This is a genomic window from Shewanella sp. SM29 (assembly GCF_025654245.1).
Classification (GTDB): domain Bacteria; phylum Pseudomonadota; class Gammaproteobacteria; order Enterobacterales; family Shewanellaceae; genus Shewanella; species Shewanella oncorhynchi.
The window spans coordinates 118564-139424 of sequence record NZ_JAKKRN010000002.1 but is presented as its reverse complement, the minus strand read 5'-3'; the positions used below and the strand labels follow the sequence as shown (position 1 = coordinate 139424).

General features: G+C 44.2%; 20 protein-coding genes. 10 read left to right on the top strand and 10 right to left on the bottom strand.

The features are described from left to right. Nucleotides 1–121: 121 nt before the first annotated feature. Complete coding sequence (gene yqfB, locus L5L77_RS02025; RefSeq protein ID WP_113940516.1) at nucleotides 122–439, bottom strand: N(4)-acetylcytidine aminohydrolase; 318 nt, start codon at nucleotides 437–439, stop codon at nucleotides 122–124. 338 nt (nucleotides 440–777) lie between these two features. Between yqfB and L5L77_RS02020 the strand changes: the two genes are divergently transcribed. After that, nucleotides 778–975, top strand: coding sequence for a DUF2986 domain-containing protein (locus tag L5L77_RS02020; RefSeq protein WP_263221940.1), 198 nt, complete (start codon nucleotides 778–780; stop codon nucleotides 973–975). Between the two features lie 244 nt (nucleotides 976–1219). Here the strand turns inward: L5L77_RS02020 and L5L77_RS02015 are convergent, their stop codons facing one another. Further along, on the bottom strand, nucleotides 1220–2761 hold the full coding sequence (locus L5L77_RS02015) for an MATE family efflux transporter (protein WP_263221939.1): 1542 nt from the start codon (nucleotides 2759–2761) through the stop codon (nucleotides 1220–1222). A 45-nt stretch (nucleotides 2762–2806) separates the two neighbouring features. Then, nucleotides 2807–3664 (bottom strand): ion transporter, encoded by an 858-nt coding sequence (locus L5L77_RS02010; protein WP_263221938.1) that lies wholly within the window; start codon nucleotides 3662–3664, stop codon nucleotides 2807–2809. 172 nt (nucleotides 3665–3836) lie between these two features. Between L5L77_RS02010 and L5L77_RS02005 the strand changes: the two genes are divergently transcribed. The 3 genes from L5L77_RS02005 (at nucleotide 3837) to L5L77_RS01995 (ending at nucleotide 5760) form a co-directional block, all read left to right on the top strand. Further along, complete coding sequence (locus L5L77_RS02005; RefSeq protein ID WP_028759690.1) at nucleotides 3837–4349, top strand: murein L,D-transpeptidase family protein; 513 nt, start codon at nucleotides 3837–3839, stop codon at nucleotides 4347–4349. A gap of 174 nt (nucleotides 4350–4523) precedes the next feature. Further along, nucleotides 4524–5207 (top strand): VOC family protein, encoded by a 684-nt coding sequence (locus tag L5L77_RS02000; protein WP_263221936.1) that lies wholly within the window; start codon nucleotides 4524–4526, stop codon nucleotides 5205–5207. A gap of 292 nt (nucleotides 5208–5499) precedes the next feature. Beyond that, nucleotides 5500–5760, top strand: a complete 261-nt coding sequence (locus tag L5L77_RS01995; protein ID WP_006081993.1) for a DUF5062 family protein — start codon at nucleotides 5500–5502, stop codon at nucleotides 5758–5760. Between the two features lie 154 nt (nucleotides 5761–5914). Here the strand turns inward: L5L77_RS01995 and L5L77_RS01990 are convergent, their stop codons facing one another. Then, a complete protein-coding gene (locus L5L77_RS01990; RefSeq protein ID WP_372838946.1) occupies nucleotides 5915–6853 on the bottom strand; it encodes a M23 family metallopeptidase in 939 nt (312 codons plus the stop codon). 298 nt (nucleotides 6854–7151) lie between these two features. Further along, complete coding sequence (locus tag L5L77_RS01985; RefSeq protein ID WP_028759687.1) at nucleotides 7152–8024, bottom strand: 6-carboxytetrahydropterin synthase; 873 nt, start codon at nucleotides 8022–8024, stop codon at nucleotides 7152–7154. Between the two features lie 482 nt (nucleotides 8025–8506). Between L5L77_RS01985 and L5L77_RS01980 the strand changes: the two genes are divergently transcribed. Next, nucleotides 8507–9505, top strand: coding sequence for a cytochrome-c peroxidase (locus tag L5L77_RS01980; RefSeq protein WP_263221934.1), 999 nt, complete (start codon nucleotides 8507–8509; stop codon nucleotides 9503–9505). A gap of 171 nt (nucleotides 9506–9676) precedes the next feature. Here L5L77_RS01980 and yejK read toward each other — a convergent pair whose 3' ends face one another. Continuing rightward, on the bottom strand, nucleotides 9677–10705 hold the full coding sequence (yejK, locus tag L5L77_RS01975; RefSeq protein WP_263138485.1) for a nucleoid-associated protein YejK: 1029 nt from the start codon (nucleotides 10703–10705) through the stop codon (nucleotides 9677–9679). 77 nt (nucleotides 10706–10782) lie between these two features. On the opposite strand from yejK, the gene L5L77_RS01970 reads away from it, so the two are divergent. Next, complete coding sequence (locus L5L77_RS01970) at nucleotides 10783–11001, top strand: YejL family protein (protein WP_011847036.1); 219 nt, start codon at nucleotides 10783–10785, stop codon at nucleotides 10999–11001. Between the two features lie 66 nt (nucleotides 11002–11067). Next, nucleotides 11068–12855 (top strand): DUF3413 domain-containing protein, encoded by a 1788-nt coding sequence (locus L5L77_RS01965; protein WP_263185410.1) that lies wholly within the window; start codon nucleotides 11068–11070, stop codon nucleotides 12853–12855. A 255-nt stretch (nucleotides 12856–13110) separates the two neighbouring features. Here L5L77_RS01965 and L5L77_RS01960 read toward each other — a convergent pair whose 3' ends face one another. Further along, complete coding sequence (locus L5L77_RS01960) at nucleotides 13111–14217, bottom strand: NADH:flavin oxidoreductase/NADH oxidase (protein WP_263191599.1); 1107 nt, start codon at nucleotides 14215–14217, stop codon at nucleotides 13111–13113. A gap of 117 nt (nucleotides 14218–14334) precedes the next feature. On the opposite strand from L5L77_RS01960, the gene L5L77_RS01955 reads away from it, so the two are divergent. Next, on the top strand, nucleotides 14335–15201 hold the full coding sequence (locus L5L77_RS01955; protein WP_263185412.1) for a LysR family transcriptional regulator: 867 nt from the start codon (nucleotides 14335–14337) through the stop codon (nucleotides 15199–15201). Between the two features lie 84 nt (nucleotides 15202–15285). Here the strand turns inward: L5L77_RS01955 and trmY are convergent, their stop codons facing one another. Together trmY and L5L77_RS01945 are read right to left on the bottom strand one after the other, a co-directional pair. Further along, the gene (trmY, locus tag L5L77_RS01950; protein ID WP_028759682.1) at nucleotides 15286–15882 is read right to left on the bottom strand and encodes a tRNA (pseudouridine(54)-N(1))-methyltransferase TrmY; all 597 of its coding nucleotides are present in this window, start codon (nucleotides 15880–15882) and stop codon (nucleotides 15286–15288) included. Between the two features lie 655 nt (nucleotides 15883–16537). After that, on the bottom strand, nucleotides 16538–16798 hold the full coding sequence (locus tag L5L77_RS01945; RefSeq protein WP_263185413.1) for a sensor histidine kinase: 261 nt from the start codon (nucleotides 16796–16798) through the stop codon (nucleotides 16538–16540). Between the two features lie 116 nt (nucleotides 16799–16914). Between L5L77_RS01945 and L5L77_RS01940 the strand changes: the two genes are divergently transcribed. Then, the gene (locus tag L5L77_RS01940) at nucleotides 16915–17340 is read left to right on the top strand and encodes an efflux RND transporter permease subunit (RefSeq protein ID WP_411569227.1); all 426 of its coding nucleotides are present in this window, start codon (nucleotides 16915–16917) and stop codon (nucleotides 17338–17340) included. 466 nt (nucleotides 17341–17806) lie between these two features. Here L5L77_RS01940 and L5L77_RS01935 read toward each other — a convergent pair whose 3' ends face one another. Continuing rightward, entirely contained in the window at nucleotides 17807–19576 is a 1770-nt protein-coding gene (locus L5L77_RS01935) for a flavocytochrome c (protein WP_263191598.1), read from the bottom strand. Between the two features lie 226 nt (nucleotides 19577–19802). On the opposite strand from L5L77_RS01935, the gene L5L77_RS01930 reads away from it, so the two are divergent. Then, nucleotides 19803–20831, top strand: a complete 1029-nt coding sequence (locus tag L5L77_RS01930; RefSeq protein WP_263221933.1) for a porin — start codon at nucleotides 19803–19805, stop codon at nucleotides 20829–20831. Nucleotides 20832–20861 lie beyond the last annotated feature (30 nt).

Here is a 20861-nt window from a genome sequence, read left to right as displayed (position 1 = left end):
TCTTGGATAGCTGATGTTCTTGAACAGTTCAGCAATCTTCGACAACTTAATATGCCATTGAATTTGTAATAAAAAGGCTGCTGTGCGGCCTTTTTTATTTTACGAATTACGCTCTATACTTTTACTGCGGTAAAACCCTAAACTGGATCATAAACAATTGCTCAAGACCGGGATAAATTTCTGCAATCACATCACGTAACTGCGGCAACGTCATATTTTCTTGCTTAGCATGAATATCTGAGAGCTCAGTTAAGGTCACTGGCACGACATCAATAATATGGATATCACAAAACCAGCGGTCGGTTTCGAAGGTTGAAACGGGAAGCGTTTGACCTGCAATCACATGGGATTCCGTTTCATCACGCAATGTAATGGTTTTAGTGCCACTTAATATATCGTGCTCAAAGCGCTCAAAAAAAGTGATTTTAGTTAATAACACACATCTTCCTCGGCTCAGGATATGAGCAATAAAAAAACAGTAGAGTCAATTTTTCAAACTCATAATGCTAGGCAATATAATGGCTTTTGATCCACACTGACAGCCTATACCGCAGAATTTGCAGCATTTGTCGTGTGAAATACTAACAGCGCCGTTTAAGTCAAATTGTTATGCTAACGCCATTTAGCAAAACTAGTTCCCAAAGAGTAGCCGTTGTTTTCGACAAAATTCAGCAAAACATGGTCAGTTCGCTCAGATTGAGTTAGAATCCCGCCTCAATTGAGCCCTTGGCCTCATATTCCTGCGCGTAGCGGGTGCGAAACGAAATTAGAGACGTCATGAACAAGAAACAAAAGATCATCAAGAAAATAGCTAAACGCGCTAAGGCCAGACTGAATAAAGTCGACCCAGTGACTATCGGCTCACCTGCAAAATCAGGTTACATCTCTAAGGCTGATCGTGCAAAAATGGCAGCATCAGAAGCCGCGACTGAACAAGTCGAAGGCCAACAAGACACGCTAAGTATTGAAGAATAAGCAGTACCGAAGAATAAGAAGCTCAGCAGAATAGTCTTTTAGCGGCGTATTTTGGCATTGTTAGCTTAACTAAATGAAGTGCAAACGCCGTTTCAAACAAAATGCCACAAGCAATCTTGTGGCATTTTGTTTTTCAGCATTCCCATCATTAGCAGCTTTCTGACTGCTCCTCATTATTAAGAGCTCATTTTTTATCTGCGTTCTTGCCCACAGCTTCTACACGGCGCAGCTAAGCCACATAACGTCAATTAGGCTTTTTACCCTCGTCTAAATAGGGCAATACGGGCTCATTTTCTTGCTCCTCCGTTAATTGCGCCATCTGCACGCACGAGGATGAAAGCGGATTGGTCGCACTCGGTAAGTTCTGTGCAACACAATTAGCGATTTCCTCTTCCTCACTCAGTACGACATTGCAGGGGATAGCATTCGCAGCATCAAGATTAGGCGCGGCTGAAAACTGTGCCTGCGCCGCCACTTTATCCACTAAACGATAGGCAACCCACACACCTAATGTACCAAACAAAATAGACCCTAAAATTTGCCCAATCAATACACCGTAAACACCGCCCCAAAGTGCACCAAAATACACAAAAGGCACAGTGCCTAAAGTGGCTTTACCTACGTTAAATAGCGTGGAATATTTGGCCTTGCCAAGATTATTAAAGGACGCATTCGCCACGAATAAAATCCCCGAAAAGATAAAGAATACCGCAATATAACTGCAGAAAAAGTGAATAAGATCAGCGCTATCGCCCTTCATATCAAACACACTGACCAAATGTGACTTAAGCATAAACAACAGCAAAGACATTACCAGCACATACACAGTACAAAACTGAATCGCCCGCGTTAAACTCTCACGTACTCGGTCAAACTGACCTGCGCCAAAGTTTTGCCCAACAATAGGTCCAATCGCGCCGGACAGTGCAAAGATCATCCCAAAGGCCACAGGGATCAAACGTCCTAATACTGCCCAACCTGCCACATAAGCGTCACCGAAATCGGCGATCGCTCGGGTCACAAAGGCATTTCCAATGGGAGTTGCCACATTGGTTAACATCGCAGGGCCTGCAATGGCAAAGATGGGCTTAAGATCGGCGACAAAATGTGCCTTATCAAAATGGCCTAACAACTTATGCTTAACCACCACACCGCGAGCGGCAATCACAAATACCGCCACCCGCGCTAAAACGGATGCCAATGCAGCGCCTTCGATCCCCATGGCGAACATGAAGATAAAAATCGGATCGAGTACAGCATTAACCCCGCCCCCCGCTAAGGTCGACATCATAGATAACTTTGCATCACCCACGGCGCGCAAAGCCCCGCCGAGTGCCATCGCAAGACAGATAAAAGGCAAGGAAGGCACGAGAATATACAAATAGCTCGCAGCAAGCTCTGCGGTATGACCACTCGCGCCTACTAAGGCAACTAGCTCAGGAATAAAGGTGGTGACCACAGCTGCCACCAGCACACTGATCAGTGTCGTCACAACCGCGCTATTGAGTAATAAGCGCTTTGCCAACACCACCTCTTTTGCGCCAATCGAGCGAGACACTAAAGCCCCTAATGCAATCGATAAACCAATTCCAATCGATGTGGTAAAAAACGAAATACTCCCCGCATAGCCCACAGCCGCCGCGAGTTCATGCTCTCCCAATAGGCTCAGGAAAAAGATATCCAGTAAATCCACGACAAATAAGGCAGAAATCCCTACCGCGGCGGTCGAACTCATCACTAAGATATGGCGTAATATGGGGCCTTCAACAAACTTGGCTTGCGTCATACGTGTCTTTTACCTACAAAAAATAAAAAGTGTTCGCCGAAGTCATCAGGAAACGTCTTTATCGACGGGCACATCTAGGCTATCTAACTCACATCCACAACGACTACAATACATGGCATCAATATCATGACCTGTCTTATGGCATTGATTGCACGAGCGTAAATCTCGATGGCGCCCTACTTCTTGGGATATCTCGGCGGTTAAAATCCCCGTTGGGATTGCGATAATCGAGTAACCAATCAGCATAGTAAAAGCCGCAATCGCCTGACCTAATCCGGTTTTCGGGGTAATGTCGCCGTAACCGACTGTAGTAATAGTCACAATTGTCCAGTACACAGATTTAGGGATTGAACTGAAACCATTATCAGGCCCTTCAACCACATACATTACTGAACTCAGTACCATAACGATCAAACTGACCGAGAAGAAAAACAAAAAAACCTTACGACTCGACTGCATCATCGCCCTAAGTAGAACATTTCCTTCACTCAAATAACGCAGTAATTTGAGTACGCGGAAAATCCTAAACAGCCTAAGTATCCGGATGACTAAGGTAAAGTTAGCGCCAGGGATCAGCAACGCCAGATAACTTGGCAATACCGATAACAAATCCACTAAACCATAAAAGCTGCGAGCATATAACACAGGATGAGTCGCGCAGTACAAACGTAGGCCATATTCAATCGTAAAAATAATGGTAAATACCCATTCCAACACAGAAATAAGCTGGCCGTATTCGCGATGGAATATCTCTACGGTGTCGAGGAACACTAAGCCGACACTCAACACAATACACACCATGAGGGCGATATCAAAATAGCGGCCAGCGGGAGTATCAGTGCCAAAAATAATGGTACGTAATTGACGTTTTAACGGACTTTCGGATTCGATATTCTCAGACATAAAAGCTTTTACTTCCTTGCAACAAACTGACTAACACAGGGATTACAGTATAAATATGCCACGAGTCTGCCATGCAATTGCACCTAGCTCAAAATTATCTACTCACAGTAGGATAAAATTGCGGTATGATGCCGAAAAAAGCCAACAACCTGTGTTTATTTTCGAGGACTTCATGCGCGCCACCCTACTTTCCACATTGACATCTCTCACTGTGACTATCGCGGCTCTCGTTTCACCCGAATTACATGCCTCTGGCATGGGTAAAGTGGATCTGGTGGTGATCACTAAATCCGAATCCAGTATGGCTTTATTACGCGATGGCAAAGTGCTCAAACAATATCGCATCGCCATGGGTGACCTACCCGCTGGACACAAATTAAAGGAAGGCGATCAACGCACACCACAGGGGCGTTATACCCTAGATTATAAAAAGCCTGATAGTGCTTATTATAAATCGATCCATATTTCCTATCCTAATGAAGAGGATAAACTCAGAGCCAAAGCCTTAGGCATTAGACCCGGAGGCATGATCATGATCCACGGCCAAAACCCTAAGTCGTCACTGCCGCCAGAACAAGCCCAGCAATACAACTGGACTGACGGCTGTATCGCGATTACCAACGCCGAAATGGATGAAGTGTGGAAAGTGGTCGATGAAGGAACACCAATTGAGATTTGGCCGTAACCTTAGCCAATATCCAGATGGCAAAATGCCAAATAGATAATTGAACGATATCAAACACGCCCAGCTTAATGGGCGTTTTTATTTAACCATTAAAAGCATTATGTTAGTTGTAATAGTCTCAGTCATTTACTTAAGGGATAAAACTAACGCCAATAGAAATGCCTTGGAGTATTTATGCCTAAATTCAACGAGCCTGTTGCGCCGCACAGTGCAAACCTCAGCTATGAGCAATTAATCCAAGGCTGGCCAGCCTTCGAAGCACAAATTTTAGCCTTGCTTGAAACCTTAGACTTAGCAGATAAAGCACTGGTTTGCGACCATGTCGCGCTGCGCGTCAATTCCATCGCCAGTGCCGATGCCCTGCGCGACGCCTTTAGCCGCATAGGAAAAATCATTTCAGACAACATCATCAATGGCCGTACGATTCTGATCATCGAGCTAGACACGCCACTCACACTCGGTCAATTTAGCATTGCCTGCGTCGAGCTTCCCTATCCTAGTGATAAAGTTTATCCGCAGGAAGGCTGGGAGCACATAGAATTAGTTATTGATTCTAAAGCTAAAGATTGCGATACCTTGAGCCAAGATTTACTGCTCTTATGTCCAACACTCCGCCCTTTACTCAACCTAGGACTGAGTCCATTGCCGCAATCTGAGCAGACAGCTGAATCAGAGCAGTCAAGATTACCAGACTTGCCATCCCTTGCTGAGATTAAAGTCAAAATGAGCTCGCCCAAAGGCGATAAAGAACGTTTAGCCAATCCAACTATCGCCTTTAAACGCGGAAATGTGTGCATTAAAGTGCATCCCCATGGCATAAAAGCGGTCATCGCGAGCGAACAAGTATCTGAATGTTAAGTCAGACTTAAACTCAGGCAGATAAAACTGAGCTTAGATTTTCATTGGCACTTGCCTTAGCTAAAACCTACGACAGTAACTGAGTTAACATCTGAGTTGATGACAATTTAATCAGATTCAATATTCTCGTTATTTTTAGGTCAGTTTTTTGGTAGTTTTGTCAAAAATCGCCAAAATTAAATCTAAAAAACAGCATATTTAGCGTAACTTAGGACATATAACTCGCAGATGCCATCAGGCACAAATTATCGTGTCCAGTAGATGGATGCTATGTGCAAACAGAGGATCGCCAATGAAGCCACACAAGAACGAAGCACAAATATTGAAGTTCGCCATGGAAATCGGCGTGGGCTATGCCAAAAAACGCGGCTATGCAGACTTCGACAAAGGCATCTCACCCAAAGACAAAGTGGAATGTATTTACCGTTTATTGGTCACCGACAACTTGATTCAGCCACTGGCCAAAGATAAAGAAGATGGGCCAAACATGAAACACAAACTGATTTTATGGATCACCCGCCAACTGCCTGCTGATCATCCACTGTTGAAGTAATCTTTTTAGACGACTCGGTTAAAAATGATTATTGGCAAGCGGACATTTGAAGTTAGCCTAGAAAGAAACCAACTCACTAAGTGTTCACGATAAGGATCACCATTAAATGGCGCATCATTGCGCCATTTAAGTGAGCCAGAACTGGATATCGAACCTAGCCCTTTTTGGCCGCTTTGTTAGCTTTCTCATTCGCCAGCACTGTTGCCATTGGCGGCACTATGGTTGTAGGGTCGAGGCGCATTTGATACCAGTTCACTCGCCAATCTAAGTGTGGGCCATTTGCACGGCCTGTTGCGCCCACCTCTGCAACAGCTTGGCCTTGCTTAACCACTTCACCCGCGTTGACGTACAATTTACTCAAGTGCAAAAAACTCGAACTCACCCCATAACCATGGTCGATCACCATAGTCCCGCCCGAATAAAACATGTCAGGCACAGAAAGACTAATAACACCATCGGCGGGGGCGACCACTACAGTGCCGGTTTTCGCCGCCACATCCACCCCAAAGTGTGGATTACCGGGTACATCGTTATAAATACGCTGGCTACCGTAAACACCAGAAATACGCCCCGTCAAAGGCCAAATAAACGTCTGTAAAAATGCAGTTTGCTCACTAAATGTTGCCCGCGCCGCTTTCACCTGCGCCGTGTCTTTCGCCGCTCTTTCCTGCGCGACAGGATCGGGCTTCATAATCTTCGAGCTAATGCCCTTTACACTTTGAATATCGTACTCTCGCTTGGTTAAGGTTAAAGGCTTAACCTCAGTCAAACCATCGGGATAAACCAAGGTTAGCTGCTGGCTCAGTTCACCGTCGCGATCAAAACCAAAGGCAAAATGACCATCAGGCGTGATCTTGATGGCTTCACCATTTAAGCTAATCTGAGTGCCCGCTGGCGCTTGACCCCGCATTAATGCGCCTTGCTCTAACTTACCCTGTAAACTCACCTCAGCTTGTACCTGAGGCGCAATGAGCACTAGGCCCAAAGTGAATAATGCCGATAAGCAGCGTATTGGATTTGAACTTAGGGGGACTCCACCGTGAGATAAAAATTGCGATACTTTATTTCTCAACATCTTATTATTTTCCAGCATCTTAGTTTCCAATATCCTAGTTTCCAACATCTTCAAAAAATCCTTATCGATGGGCAATAGGGATCAAGACCCACTCAATACATTCATCGCGACACAAAACGCAGCCGAATTCAATCAATGCCACGTTAACCTAACGCACCATAAAAATCGATTCTGCAAACCCACATCCCTGTCGTAATTTCAGTTCAGCCTATGCTAAAAACCCACAAAAAAGCCCCGATAATCTACCGAGGCCTATTAAATCCGTGATTAAAAGGTGAATAGTTTAAGTCCATTCACTTATATCAGCTCGTAGTGCCTATCCCTTAACGACGATCGCGCCCTTGCCAACACCTTCAAACGCCACCACTTTAAACTGACTTCCTGGCACTTTAGCGACTAATGTCGTGGCAATATAATCGGCTAACAACTCAACCGTCGTGTCGTGGGGAATTAAATCACAGCATTCCTTTGGCATTGCCAATTGGAAATCCCCTTGGGGCGCTTGATAGTGAAAACCATAGTGGCTGTCATCGGTTATCCGCGTTTGCGGCGAAAGATTAAGGGTCTTAACTGAAACCAAGTCCTCTTCACTGCCTAAATAAATATCGTGCCAACGTTTGGCCCAATACTCATCCCACTTAGGTGCTGGACTGCCATTTTCATAAACGTGAATAGGACTACGATGCCCATGGGCGATACGCTGACAATTACCATCATGTTTACGTAAACCATGGCTGTAATGGTAATAAGGCGTATCGAGGATTTCGTGTCTCAAGGTGAGTGTGATCCCTTCGACATTTTTAGGTAAAGCTTCGCGCAACGCTTTCTGTAAAAAGGCATTCACGCTGGGAATATCAATCTCTTCGGTCGGCACTAAGGCAAAGGCTTGGGAAGGACAGGCCAAATGAATTTCACCTAACTGACTATCAAAATCCATCCATACTCTATCGCCCTGCTGTTGCCATCGCACACTGCTGCAGGCCGTAGGCACTAATAAACGATGATCGGCCACCGCATCTATGGTTTGCTTGATCGTGCGTTTGACTTTAGCAAAATCGAGTACCATGTTTTGCTCGTCTAATCCGCCCTCTAGCAGAACATCAACAATCCAACTCTCCCCCACCATGCCGCGCTTTGGGCACAAATAGGAAAAATCGATCACAGTTAAATCTTTGACAAACAATTGCATTAACGCTCCTCGGCAGAAAAACAGTCCGCCTATGTAATTTTATAGCACCGCTTGGCGATGGCCGAGCATGCTAACTTGAGGCACTCAACACGAGTTAACTCAACATGAATGGAGATTCTAATCAATTCCGTCTGTTGTCGCGACAAATGAATCCACTCGGCCCAATATTTTGTATCAGATGTTTGTATCAGATGTGTGTATCAGGTTTTCGAAAATCCAGCAATGCAACTCATTGCAACCATCAGGTACCGATAGGCAGAAAGCAACAATGCATCGACCTTGTCGATTAACAGATAAAGCCTTAACAGAAACATCACTCAACCTAGCAAAATAACAACGTAAAAACAGCGAATTAGATCGCAAAAGCTTAATCCGCAACAGCGATAGACCCAATCGAAACAAAGCATTATCACTCAGCATCATTAACCGCTAGCATCCCTGTTAAACCATACAAAAACCAAGGTTATACAGGGAGAAATAAGATGACCAAACTTACATCTATCGCCATTTTCATCGCAGGTATGTTAGCCAGTACCCATGCTATCAGTGCAGAACCCATCGAAGTCATTACAGCAGCCAAGATCACCGAACCTGAAAAAGTTGAATTAGGTAAAATGTTATTCTTCGAACCCAGACTGTCTAAATCTGGCTTTATCTCTTGTAACTCTTGCCATAATTTATCCACTGGTGGTGTCGATGCACTGCCAACGTCTATTGGTCACCATTGGCAGGAAGGCCCAATTAACTCGCCCACAGTGCTTAATGCCGACTTTATGCTGGCTCAATTTTGGGATGGTCGCGCCAGTGATTTGAAAGAACAAGCCGCGGGCCCTATCGCCAACCCGAAAGAGATGGGCTTTACCCATGAACTCGCAACTGAAACTATCGCCTCTATGCCCACCTACCGAGCGCACTTCGCCAAGGTCTATGGCGATGAAAAAGTCACAATTGACCGTTTAACCGATGCGATTGCCACCTTTGAAAAAACCTTAGTCACCCCTAATAGCCCCTTCGATCAATATCTTCTGGGCAAGCAAGAGGCCATCAGCGCGAATGCCAAAGCGGGTTACCAACTCTTCAAGGATAAAGGTTGCGTGAGTTGCCATAACGGCCCCGCTGTCGGTGGCACCATGTATATGAAAATGGGACTCATCAAACCGTTCCACACCAATAACCCAGCAGAAGGTCGTAAGGGCGTCACTGGTAAAGAAGCTGATAAATATGTGTTTAAAGTGCCTACACTACGCAATATTGAACTCACCTATCCCTACTTCCATGATGGCAGCGTCTGGACCCTGGAAGAAGCGGTGAATACCATGGCAGACATTCAATTAGGGCAAAAACTCTCTGACCAAGAAGTGAAAGAAATGGTCGCCTTCCTTGAGTCCTTAACGGGCGATCAGCCGCAAATCACGCTACCTATTTTGCCACCATCGAATAAAGATACGCCACGTCCTGTGCCATTTAGCTCCAATAACTAACATAGGCAACGAGTCACTGACTAAGAAGTACTCACTTAGCTGTACTCACTTAGCTGTACTCACTTAGCATAGACACTAAGTCAGCGCGACTTAGCACAGCAAAAAGGCCGAGAGTAAAACTCTCGGCCTTTGGTTATTCGTTCGCTTAAAAAACGATGGATTAATTAAGTACTATTCGCCTTTAAGACGACGATCAAGCTGATCTTTTAAGTTTGCTGGCACACCTTTGATTAAAATCGTGTCCGAGATGGGATCGTAAATCACCCGTTGACCTAAGTGGCCGCCATCAAAACTTAACGTTACGCCGCCACCTGTACCAGAAAACTTCTTCAATTGGCGCAGGGTCGATTTATCGGCCGGAAACTCTTCATCGAGATCATAACTGCCGCCACGGGCAAAATCATAGAAGGAGTCCATGCCTTGATCGGCTAACTCATCGGCCAAGTCTTTGATCTCAATGTCAGCGCCTTCATCGAAACGCTCACTACAGTATTCAAACACTTTATTGCGGCACTGCTGACGCTCGTCTTTCGTCAACTCACTGCTGGCAACAAAATCTTCAACCGCATTCATTAAGGTTTTGTTTTGCGCCTTAGTGTTGACGCCTTCTACGCAGCCCATAAAGTCGAGGAAAAAGTCAGCGACTTTACGTCCCGCACGGCCACGGATAAAGGAGATGTACTTGCGAGAATCCTTATCGGCTTGCCACTCAGTTAAATCAATACGCGCCGCGAGTTGGATGTTATTTAAATCCAAATGGTTATTTTGCGACAGTTCCATATCATCTAATACTGTCATTGACGACTTAGCACTTAATAAAGCCACAAACAAATAATCGCTGGTGATGCTGGTATAGCAAGACATCAACAGGAAACCGCCTTGACTGAAGTCGTATTTCGACAATTCTTCTTGCAGTAATTTACTGGCTTGACCGGAAAATTCCACAAACCCTAGCTCGCCGCCACGGTATTGAGTTAGCGCATTGGCAAAGGCGGGATTCGCCTCACCGTCGTCACCATGGATACCAAAATAGCCAAAACCTTTACCGGCCTTTCCCGTATATGTCTGATGCAACTCGTCGAGCATCACCTCGACCGCCTGACCGTTCAGCAGAGGTTGAGGACGCAAACGGCAGCGTAATTGCCCCTGACTGTCCTGAGAAATCTCGTGAATAATTGCGTGTTCGATGTTAATACTCATAAGCCCTGATAGTGATACTGGGATAAATCCGCTATTATATGCCGCTAATCCATTCCAAAGTGAAACATTTTTTGATTATGGCAATCCAATCGAAATACTCAAACACCCAAGTTGAATCATTAATCGCCGAAATATTGGCTGTGTTAGAAAAGCATAAAGCACCGACTGACCTGAGCCTGATGGCATTGGGTAACTGCGTGACTAACCTGCTAGAACGTAAAGTGCCCAGCGAATCGCGCCAAGCCGTGGCCGAACAATTTGCAAAAGCACTCGCACAATCGGTTAAATCCCAGTAAGTTAACTGGGTAATAATCATCAAAAGAATATAAGATACAAGGCCTTTTAGGAATAAGCGGATCACTATGGTCGAGCGAAAAAAGCAAATGAGCCGCGATCGGGTTTCCCGGCTCATCAACTGGGGGCATTGGTTCGCCTTCTTCAATGGCTTATTAGCCATGATAGTCGGAAGCCGATACCTTGGCAGCGTGGGTTATCCAGAAACTTGGTATGGCTGGTTTTATCTGAGCGTCAGCACTATTGGTCAGTTTAGCTTCCTCGCCTTTATCGCCTATTTGATCTGCCTATTTCCACTAACCTTGATATTGCCCTATTCAAAGATATTAAGAGGTGTCGCGGCGGTGATCGCGACCCTAAGTCTTTGTATCTTATTGTACGATACCATTGTTTACGCCGATTACGGCATGCACTTGAGCCCCTTCGCCTTCGATCTAGCTTGGGCGGATCTCAATGCCCTGCTCCGTGGTACTTCTTATATCGTCACCCCGTTGGCCATCATCGCCATTGAACTGACCATGGCCAATTTTTTGTGGAAACGCATAGAGAAAATCCAAAAACTCAATTTAGGCAATAAAGTTATCACCTTAGTGTGTGTATGTTTTATCAGCAGCCACTTGATCCACATTTGGGCCGATGCTGCCGATATCACCGAAATTACCCGTTTCGACGATACTTATCCTTTATCTTATCCCGCGACTGCTCGCTCCTTTATGGAAAGTCACGGTATCGATGGTTCATACCAAGGCGATGACGTCAATCACAACACCAGTGTACTCAGTTATCCAGAGCAGCCACTCACCTGCCAGGCCGACAAGAAAATCAACGTGTTAATGATTACCATCGACAGTTTGCGGGCGGATATGGTCGATGGCAAAAGCATGCCATTCCTACACCAATACACTGAAAATAATCAATCTTTTACCCAGCATTTCAGCGGCGGCAACCAATTTAGAACAGGCATGTTTTCGCTACTCTATGGCCTGCAAGGCAGTTATGGCGATGCGCGAATTTTTAATAGCACCAGTCCTTTACTGACCAGAAGTTTTCAACAAGCAGGCTATGAATTGGGGCTTTTCCTCCCTGAAACCAATCTCAATTTGCGTTCATCACAGGCGATGTTTAATGACTTTAATCCTGTCATAGCCAAAGAAACCAATGGCAGCGCCGATGCCGATTTGCACACAGTGGCCAGTTTTAACGAGTGGCACAGCATCCAAAATAAACCTTGGTTTGCGCTCGTTAACTTAAAAGCGCCAGAAAATTTTGATACTCCCGTGGGTTTTCTGGGTATCGAAACAGTGAAAGCCAATACCGACCTTATGCCAGCGCAAAAAGTACTGTTTAATCAATATCGCCAATCTCTGTATTTTGTCGATCAACAACTCAAGGCAATGCTGGCCAATGTGTCCAATGACACCTTAGTGATTATTACTGGGGTCAATGGCAAAATGTTCACCAGCAATAGTGATGAAGCTAATCGCAACCTGTCACCACAGAGTGTCAAAGTGCCATTAGTGATCCACTGGCCGAATACGGGTGCTTCTAAGGTCAAATACCGCACCAGCCATTACGGCATTGCGCCGACTTTAATGACCCACGTGCTAGGTTGCACCAATAACACGACAGATTACAGCGCTGGTCGCAGCCTATTACAACCTGACAAAGAAACGTGGATCTATATAGGTGATAGCCGTATTTTTGCTATCTATCAAGAAGCAGAAGTGACAGTGATTGACCGCCACGGGAAATATCGTATTTACGATGAAAACTATGAACATAGGCTCAATAAGAAAATGAGCGCGCCTGAATTGATTGAAGTGATGCGTGAAGGTCGACGTTTCTATAACCACTGAGCTTCATCATCTTAGTTAAAAAAGCCCCATTCCCGCAGGATTGGGGCTTTTTTTATTCTCTGGCGACTGGGTGAATACGAAATGCACGAAGCTTGGATTTAACTGCGTGGGGGCTGCGTGGCCATTATCTTGAAGCTAGTCTCTTGTAGCTAGTCTCTTATGATGGACCTTACCTGCCACTAAAGCCAAAAGCCGCTATCTTTAGATAACGGCTTTTTAAGGCTTAGGCTTGAATCAACTCAAGTCACTCTACAATCAATCGGCTTTAACCGTAGAGTAGCGTGCTAACCAATGGGCGTAGGAAGCGGGTAATACCCAAGATGGGCGCGCAATTTTCAAGGTTTGCGCCGCTTGATATGGCCAATGTGGATTCGCTAAAAACGCTTTACCTATCATCACTAAATCCATTTGTTCATCTTCAATGGCCGCATTGGCTTGATGTGGATCATCCATACCCCAAGAAGTCGCAACGGGGAACCCCACTTCTTGACGAACCCGCGCTGCAATAGGCGCCAAAAATGCAGGACTCCATGGAATATTTGCCGTTGGGGTCGAGAAGCAAATGCTGACGTTTAACATATCGAGCCCCGCTTGCTTAAATTGCTTCACCAAGGTTATCGATTCCGTCAGTGTTTCTTCATCTTTATGGTCGAATTCAATCACGCCAAATCGCGCCGTTAAGGGTAAATGCGATGGCCAAATGTCTCTTACCGCGGCAATGGTTTCTAACAAAAAGCGCCCCCGCCCTTCGGCACTACCACCGTATTGGTCGGTGCGTTGATTGGCATAGGTTGAAAAGAAACTTTGGGCTAAATAACCGTGGGCGAAATGCAGTTCTAACCATTCAAATCCTGCCGCTAAAGCACGCTTTGCTGCCGCCACAAAGTCGGCTTTAACCCGCTCAATGTCCTCAATCGTCATAGCGGTAGGCACTTTAGGTAAATTTGCGCCAAATGCGACAGCTGATGGTGCAATCGGTTGCCAACCTCGCGCGTCATCATCGGCAATATGGTCATCCCCTTCCCACGGGATATTGGCACTCGCTTTACGGCCTGCATGACCAATCTGAATGCCTGCAACAGCACCCGCATTTTTAATCGCGCTGGCGACCTTAGCTAGGCCTTGTGCTTGTTCGTCATTCCATAACCCAAGACATTTGGGGGTGATACGGCCTTCAGGAGAAACCGCAGTGGCTTCAACCACAACAAGACCCGCTCCGCCACGGGCAAGGCCAGTGTAATGCACCTGATGCCAGTCGTTGATGAGTCCATCAGTGGCTTGGTATTGGCACATGGGTGCAACGGCAATACGGTTTTTGAGTGTGATGTCTTTAAGTTTGAAGGATGAAAATAGATCGGCCATGGTGTTTCCTGTGTCTATTAAGATCAAAAGGTATTTGAATACTGAATGACGACAGACTAGTCTTATCGTGCCATAATTAAAAGCACATACAGATTATAGATTTGATAAATTTTACTTATGATAAATCCACAGTGGTTACACACCTTTAGCGTGCTAGTCGAGAAAGGCAATTTCACCCGCACCGCCGAAGCTATAGGTATCACCCAAGCGGCCGTGAGTCAGCATATCAGTCGCTTAGAAGAAACCTACGGCACACTGTTTTTACGCCGCACCCGCCAGCTTGAAATCACTCCCATTGGGGAAAACCTGCTGACCTACGTCAAAGAAGTTGAATGTGCGCAAAAACGCCTACAACAGAAACTTATCCATGATGACGCTGAGATCGGTGATATTAGCCTTATCACTCCAGGTAGCATTGGTTTAACGCTTTTTCCATTATTAATCGAATTACAACAAGCCTTTCCGGCGTTAAGCATTCGCCACCGTTTTGCACCTGATAGTGAGATAGTGGCCTCAGTGTTGGCCAATGAACATGAAATCGGCATGGTAACCTTAAAACCTTCCGATCCTCGTATTCACAGCACACATTTTACCGAAGAGCCGCTTGAACTTGTGGTACCTGCGAGCCATAAACAAAATGAATGGGCTGATTTACAACGACTAGGGTTTATCTCCCATCCCGATGGTGAGGCCATGGCGACTCGGCTGCTTAGTCGTAAATATCCAACTCACCCCGGCATTCAAGAGATCCCCTGCAAGGGATTTACCAACCAAATCAGCCTCATTCTCGAACCTGTCGCAAAAGGGCTAGGATTTACGGTTATCCCCCAATACGCCCGCAAAGCCTTTGAACGACAAGAAGATATCTATGTTGTGGAATGTGGCAGCCAAGTTGTAGACACTATTTGGCTTATCCACCGCGCGGAATGGCCCTTATCGCGCAGAGCCCAAAAAGCGATCACATTTTTAAAGGGGAAAATATAAAACCCCATTTAAAAATGGGGTTCCGCACACAAGTTGCCGCACAGGAATAGTCAGCGTTAGCAACGGATACATAAGACTCAGAGGCTATTGATTGATATCCAATTCATTATGGATCAATACCACGCACTGAGAAGCAAACAGCATCTTTGGCCCTAAGCTGATCTTTTGCGCACCGAGTCGTTTCAAGGTATTAAAACTTTTCTTCGGCATAGGAATATGATCGGTCAGTAAAAAGCACGGATTACCCACAAATTCTTGCTCACGGATTGATGTACCCTTCTTATCCATCATAAACAATTGATAATCCACCGCGAGGTCCTGTACCAGCTTTTCAAAACTGATAGTGCTAACACTGATGCCCTCGTCAACAACACGGGTTTGCTCCTTCGTCATGCCCCGAGAAATATCTAAGGCTTTGGCAATTTTAGTGAGCAAAGCTTGCTCGTGAAAACCACCAATATGGCAAATATTTCGAGTATCGAAGCAGATAGTGCGGGAAAAATCATGGGTACTTTCTAGCACCAAATAAACGACAACATCGTTTCGATGGGACTGAGCCACAAAGATAGTGTTCATCAGGGTATGAGCTAAAATCTCGGTATGTGCCTCTTGGCCGACAGAAGCCAAAAACAACTGACTGTCAGTAGGTGCTGATCTTGCTCGTAAAACAAACGCGCGCATAGGTAAATGTCCTACTCAATAATGTCTTAAATGCTAAATGGCGGATGCATATAATTTGTGAAATTGACGATTTCACCTTGAAAATTTTTGCCTTTTGCTGTGCCAAAGCCAGCCTAATCACTCGAACTTGAACCTTAGTCGCAAGCAGCGTTAATCATATGGGCAGCGAAAAGGTATAAAAAACAAAACCCGTATAGCAATGCTAACACGGGTTTTTGTTTTACTTAACTGCTGGTTATTTTAATGATTAAAACAAACTAACAAAAAGCATCTAATTTGATCGGTCTGAGAGGATTCAAACCTCCGCCGCCTGACACTCTACAACAGTGAACCGTTTAATCATAACCTGCTAAATTTAAACACAAATTATATGATTTTTCACATTTTAATTACCTCAACAATTTATGTACACTTACACGCAAATGCGATATCAAGGCTACAAGTACAACAAATTGAGCGTATTCAAACAAAATAACATCCCATTAGTTGTAGTCAATATCGGATAACAACCAATGGGATCTAGGGAAGACCTACAATCCCTGCATTTTCCCGATTCAGCAATGTGCTTGACGCGGTGGCCATACGTGCAGGAATCACTAAGCACGTCACCGTTCATATAGATAATTCCAGTATCAGGACATAGTTAAGGGGAGCCTTAACTTGCCTTAACAGGCCAAGAAAGAACGAATATTGTTCCTCCATGGCCCGATGGCTGGCAAACCACGTGGCCGCCGTGAGCTTCAGCAATTGTTTTAACCACTGCGAGGCCGAGCCCACTGCCACCACTTTTTCGAGAGCGAGACGGATCAACTCGGCGAAATGCCTCGAATATGTAGCTTGCAGCTTCATCAGGGATACCAGGGCCTTCATCTTCCACGCTGAGATAACAGCTTGCCCCCAAGCGGTAGAGTCGCACTGTCAAAGTGCCAGGATCAGCATGCTGGCACGCATTTTGAACTCGGTCAAAGTCAGATCCAGTGCCTGCTACTGACCGTTACAGATTACGCTAGCCTCGTGACTGTCTAAGTCGATTTGGAACGGGCCGACGCGCAACATTTGGGTATTTATGGGCGTGTCTGTGCGGGCGCGTCGCAGTACCGCCTGCACCCTAGCCACCACCTCGGCCTATCGGCAAAAAATGCTATCCTCATCGTCGAGTTCGCCCGCCAATTGCACGCCGAGGGCCATACGCTGATAGACGCTGCAGTGACTGCTGCACGCTTGCGTCTACGTCCCATTCTGATGACGTCATTGGCATTTACTCTCGGAGTAGTACCCTTAATGCTGGCGAGCGGTGCCAGCGCCGAAACTCAACATACTATCGGTACTGGCGTATTCGGTGGCATGCTCAGTGGTACCTTGCTGGCAATATTCTTCGTACCGGCGTTTTTTGTCTTTGTCATCGGCACACAAGAGCGCTTGAGTGCCTGGCTTGCGCGGCATAATACAGCCAAATAGCCTCACCCGCTTTGATGCTCTGTAGGAAAGTCTAACAACACCATCCTATTGAGCATTAAAGCTGGTCAATATATGTGTAATAATTTTAAACACTGGAAATATAGGTTCAGTGATAGTAATCGTTACTGCGTATCCGGCTTATGGTTCCGACGCTCAAATCTGTAATCGGTTCTCTAAGAAGCCGTGCGATGCTGGACTCGCCGACAGTGTATTATTCGATTTATCGACAGAGTAAGTACAATTCGCCAATATTCCCGCGCTATCTAAAAAGATGAAGCCATCGAAAAGTGAGCAAAATCCTGATATCTAATGCTGCCGACAAATAAAAAAGAGAGGCTACATTAGCCTCTCAAAAAAATAGCAGGGGAGTACTTTAACTCAAGCAATAATTTTATTGCTAATTTTTACGATGAATAAAACTTGAGATGTTGTGAGAGACAATAACGAGTCTCTCACTGATTTAGCATTACTTTGTATTTAGAGCATGTTTGGCAGCATTTGTCCCTGCGATTTTACCGAAAATCACAGTATCAGCGACAGCGTTACCACCCAGTCGATTATACCCATGAACACCACCAGTCACCTCTCCCGCCGCAAATAAACCTTTGAGCGGTTGGCTTTGTATATCGAGTACTTCAGCTTTAGTGTCAATGGCAACTCCCCCCATAGTATGATGGATGCCAGGAGCAACTTTTACGGCATAATAAGGAGATTTTTCTATTGATAGCGGCATCTGCTCACGGTTAAATGCCTCATCTTTACCCTGTTTGAAATAATGGTTGTAGTTTGTGATAGTTTTGTCTAAAACACTTGGGGTCATTCCTGTTATTTTTGCAAGCTCTGCAACAGTATTGGCCTTTTCAAGCATTTCTAAATGATCATACCCCTGAACCATTTTAGCTTTTTTATATAATTCATTATCAAATACTAGCCAAGCATATTGTTCAGGTTGTTTTAGAATGGCATCGGAGGCTTTATCTCGAGTCGTTAATTCATTGATAAAGCGATTGCCTTCTTTATTAACCATTATGGCCCCGACACCTCGAACCGTTTCTGAAATTAATATACGGCTATCTTTTCCTACTGTTGGATGTGTCTGGATCCAATCAATATCAGTCATACTTGCACCGACTGCTTTAGCAAGTTCAATACCATCCCCAGTTGAAGTGATATTATTTGAACTTGTCATGCCTTTAAATGTAGGGCGATAAAAAGCAATCATTTCTTTGTTAAACCCATAACCACCGGTGGCTAAAACAACCGACTTAGCTGCAACCATATAGTGACCAGAGTGCTTACCGTGGATGACAACACCCACAATTTTTTGTTCATCATCAACAACCAGTTTAACAACTTTGGAGTTGAGTCTTGTATCAACCCCTTCTTTATCCGATGCTTTTCTTAGTACATCAATAATATGTGGACCAACACTTAAACCACCAGATGGGCGATGTGTTCTATCGACTCTAGCGCCGCCAGAGCGTTTTAAATCATCCATATTGGCGCCCAAAGATTCTAACCATTTAATGCCATCAGCCGATTGCTCCGCTAATATTTGTACCAATTTAGAGTCGTTAGCATATCGACCGCCTTTCATTGTATCTTCGACATACCATTCGATTTTATCATCGACTTTATGATCTTTTTGCTGCACTGTACCCACAGCATTATACCCGCCTGCGGCGAGCATAGAGTTACCACCACTAAATGGTGCTTTATCAAGCAATATAACGTTAGCCCCCGCCTTTTTAGCTGCAATCGCAGCATTAAACCCAGCACTACCGGCTCCAACAACAATCACATCCGTTGTTTCTTTAGGACCTGCAGCTATCGCTTTATTTATTGCTTCATTATCCCAACCTTTGTCCCACGGTTCTTTAGATTTGGCTTTATTAAAAGGCATGTCGAGCCCTTTAAATGAATGACATTCATTACAATATAATTTTGGTTGTTCATGTCCTTTATGACAAGACGTACAATTAATATCACCTAAGTGTGAAGAATGTGGGTCAATTTCTAGTTTAGGATTAGCTAGTTTTCCATAATCACCATGGCAGGATTTACATTGTTTATTTTCAAATGTCTCACTATCGCTCACTTTATTGGGTGCTGTATGGCAGGTTTTACAACCATTAACATCTTTATGGAATGATGCTAAATCATTTTTATTATCAGCAGCCCATGATGACGCCGTTAAAATCGAACAGACAATAATACTCAAGTATTTTATCTTCATGCAATTCTCCAGTTTTTATTTTGGTAAGATTTGGCGTGATGATAGTTTCTTAATTTTTTTAAATAGTGACATTGAGCAATAAATTGAAATTGTTAAATATAACTTAACACACTTTAAGTTATGCTTAACTCGATATTTTTGTTGATTAGATGTGATCTAAAGCGGAGATGTGTTTGCTTAAATCTCTAATATGGCATTGCTTTTACATTCTAAAAAGGTGATGTCGATGAAAAACACTAAATATATTGGTTTTAGTTTTATTTTAATTTGTTCAACTCCAGCTTTATCTGAGCCACTAGATTTTTATGGAAGACTGTGGCTTGGTGTGGCCAACTCAAGTAATGGTCTTTCTGGTAACGAGAAAGTTGATGGATTTTCCCTTGAAAATTATGCATCATATTTAGGCGTTAAAGGTGAGTATAGTGTATATGATAATTTTAGCTTGTTATATAAATTTGAAGCTGGGATAGAAAGCTTTGATAACGATGACTCTAATATTTTCAAACCGAGGAACTCTTACTTAGGTTTTAAAACTAACTATGGTTCGGCTGTTTTCGGAAGAAATGATACCGTTTTTAAAAGTGCTGAAGGTAAAGTAGATTTATTTAATATTACCTCAAGCGATATGAATATGATCATTGCAGGTAACGATAGATTAGGCGATTCGGTAACATTAAATAGCGCTAAGGTCGCAGGTGTTACTATGGGTATCAGTTATGTTTTTGATAAGGATTTTAATCAAAAAAATCCAGAACTTTCTGATAAACAAAACAATTATGCAATTAGCTTGTCCCTAGGCGATGCAGCACTTAAAAAGAATAGTCACTATATTTCAATAGCCTATGCTGATGGATTGAACCAGTTAGAGGCAACAAGACTGGTGGGTGGTGTTACTATTTCATCCGTAAAATTGGGGGCTATGTACCAGCACTCTGAGTCAAGTATTTATGATGATATTAAAGGTAACTCCTATCTGTTAAGTATGATTGTTCCTATTAATAAATATGATATAAAATTTCAATATTTAAAAGATGATGCTGGGCTGGGTAAAGTGACAAAAAATGCCGGAGCAGATCTAAAAACACTAAAAGAGAGTGATGCAAGTCAATATTCTGTAGGCGTTGATTTTAAGGCTCAAAAGGATTTGACTTTTGGGGTAGGTATTTCCTATTTTGATGGTGATTATACTGACGCCAAAGGACATACTGAGTTTGATGATACTCTCATTTTTGTATCTACAAGATATCTATTTTAACCTCTATAGATAAAGCGGCTAAATAGCCGC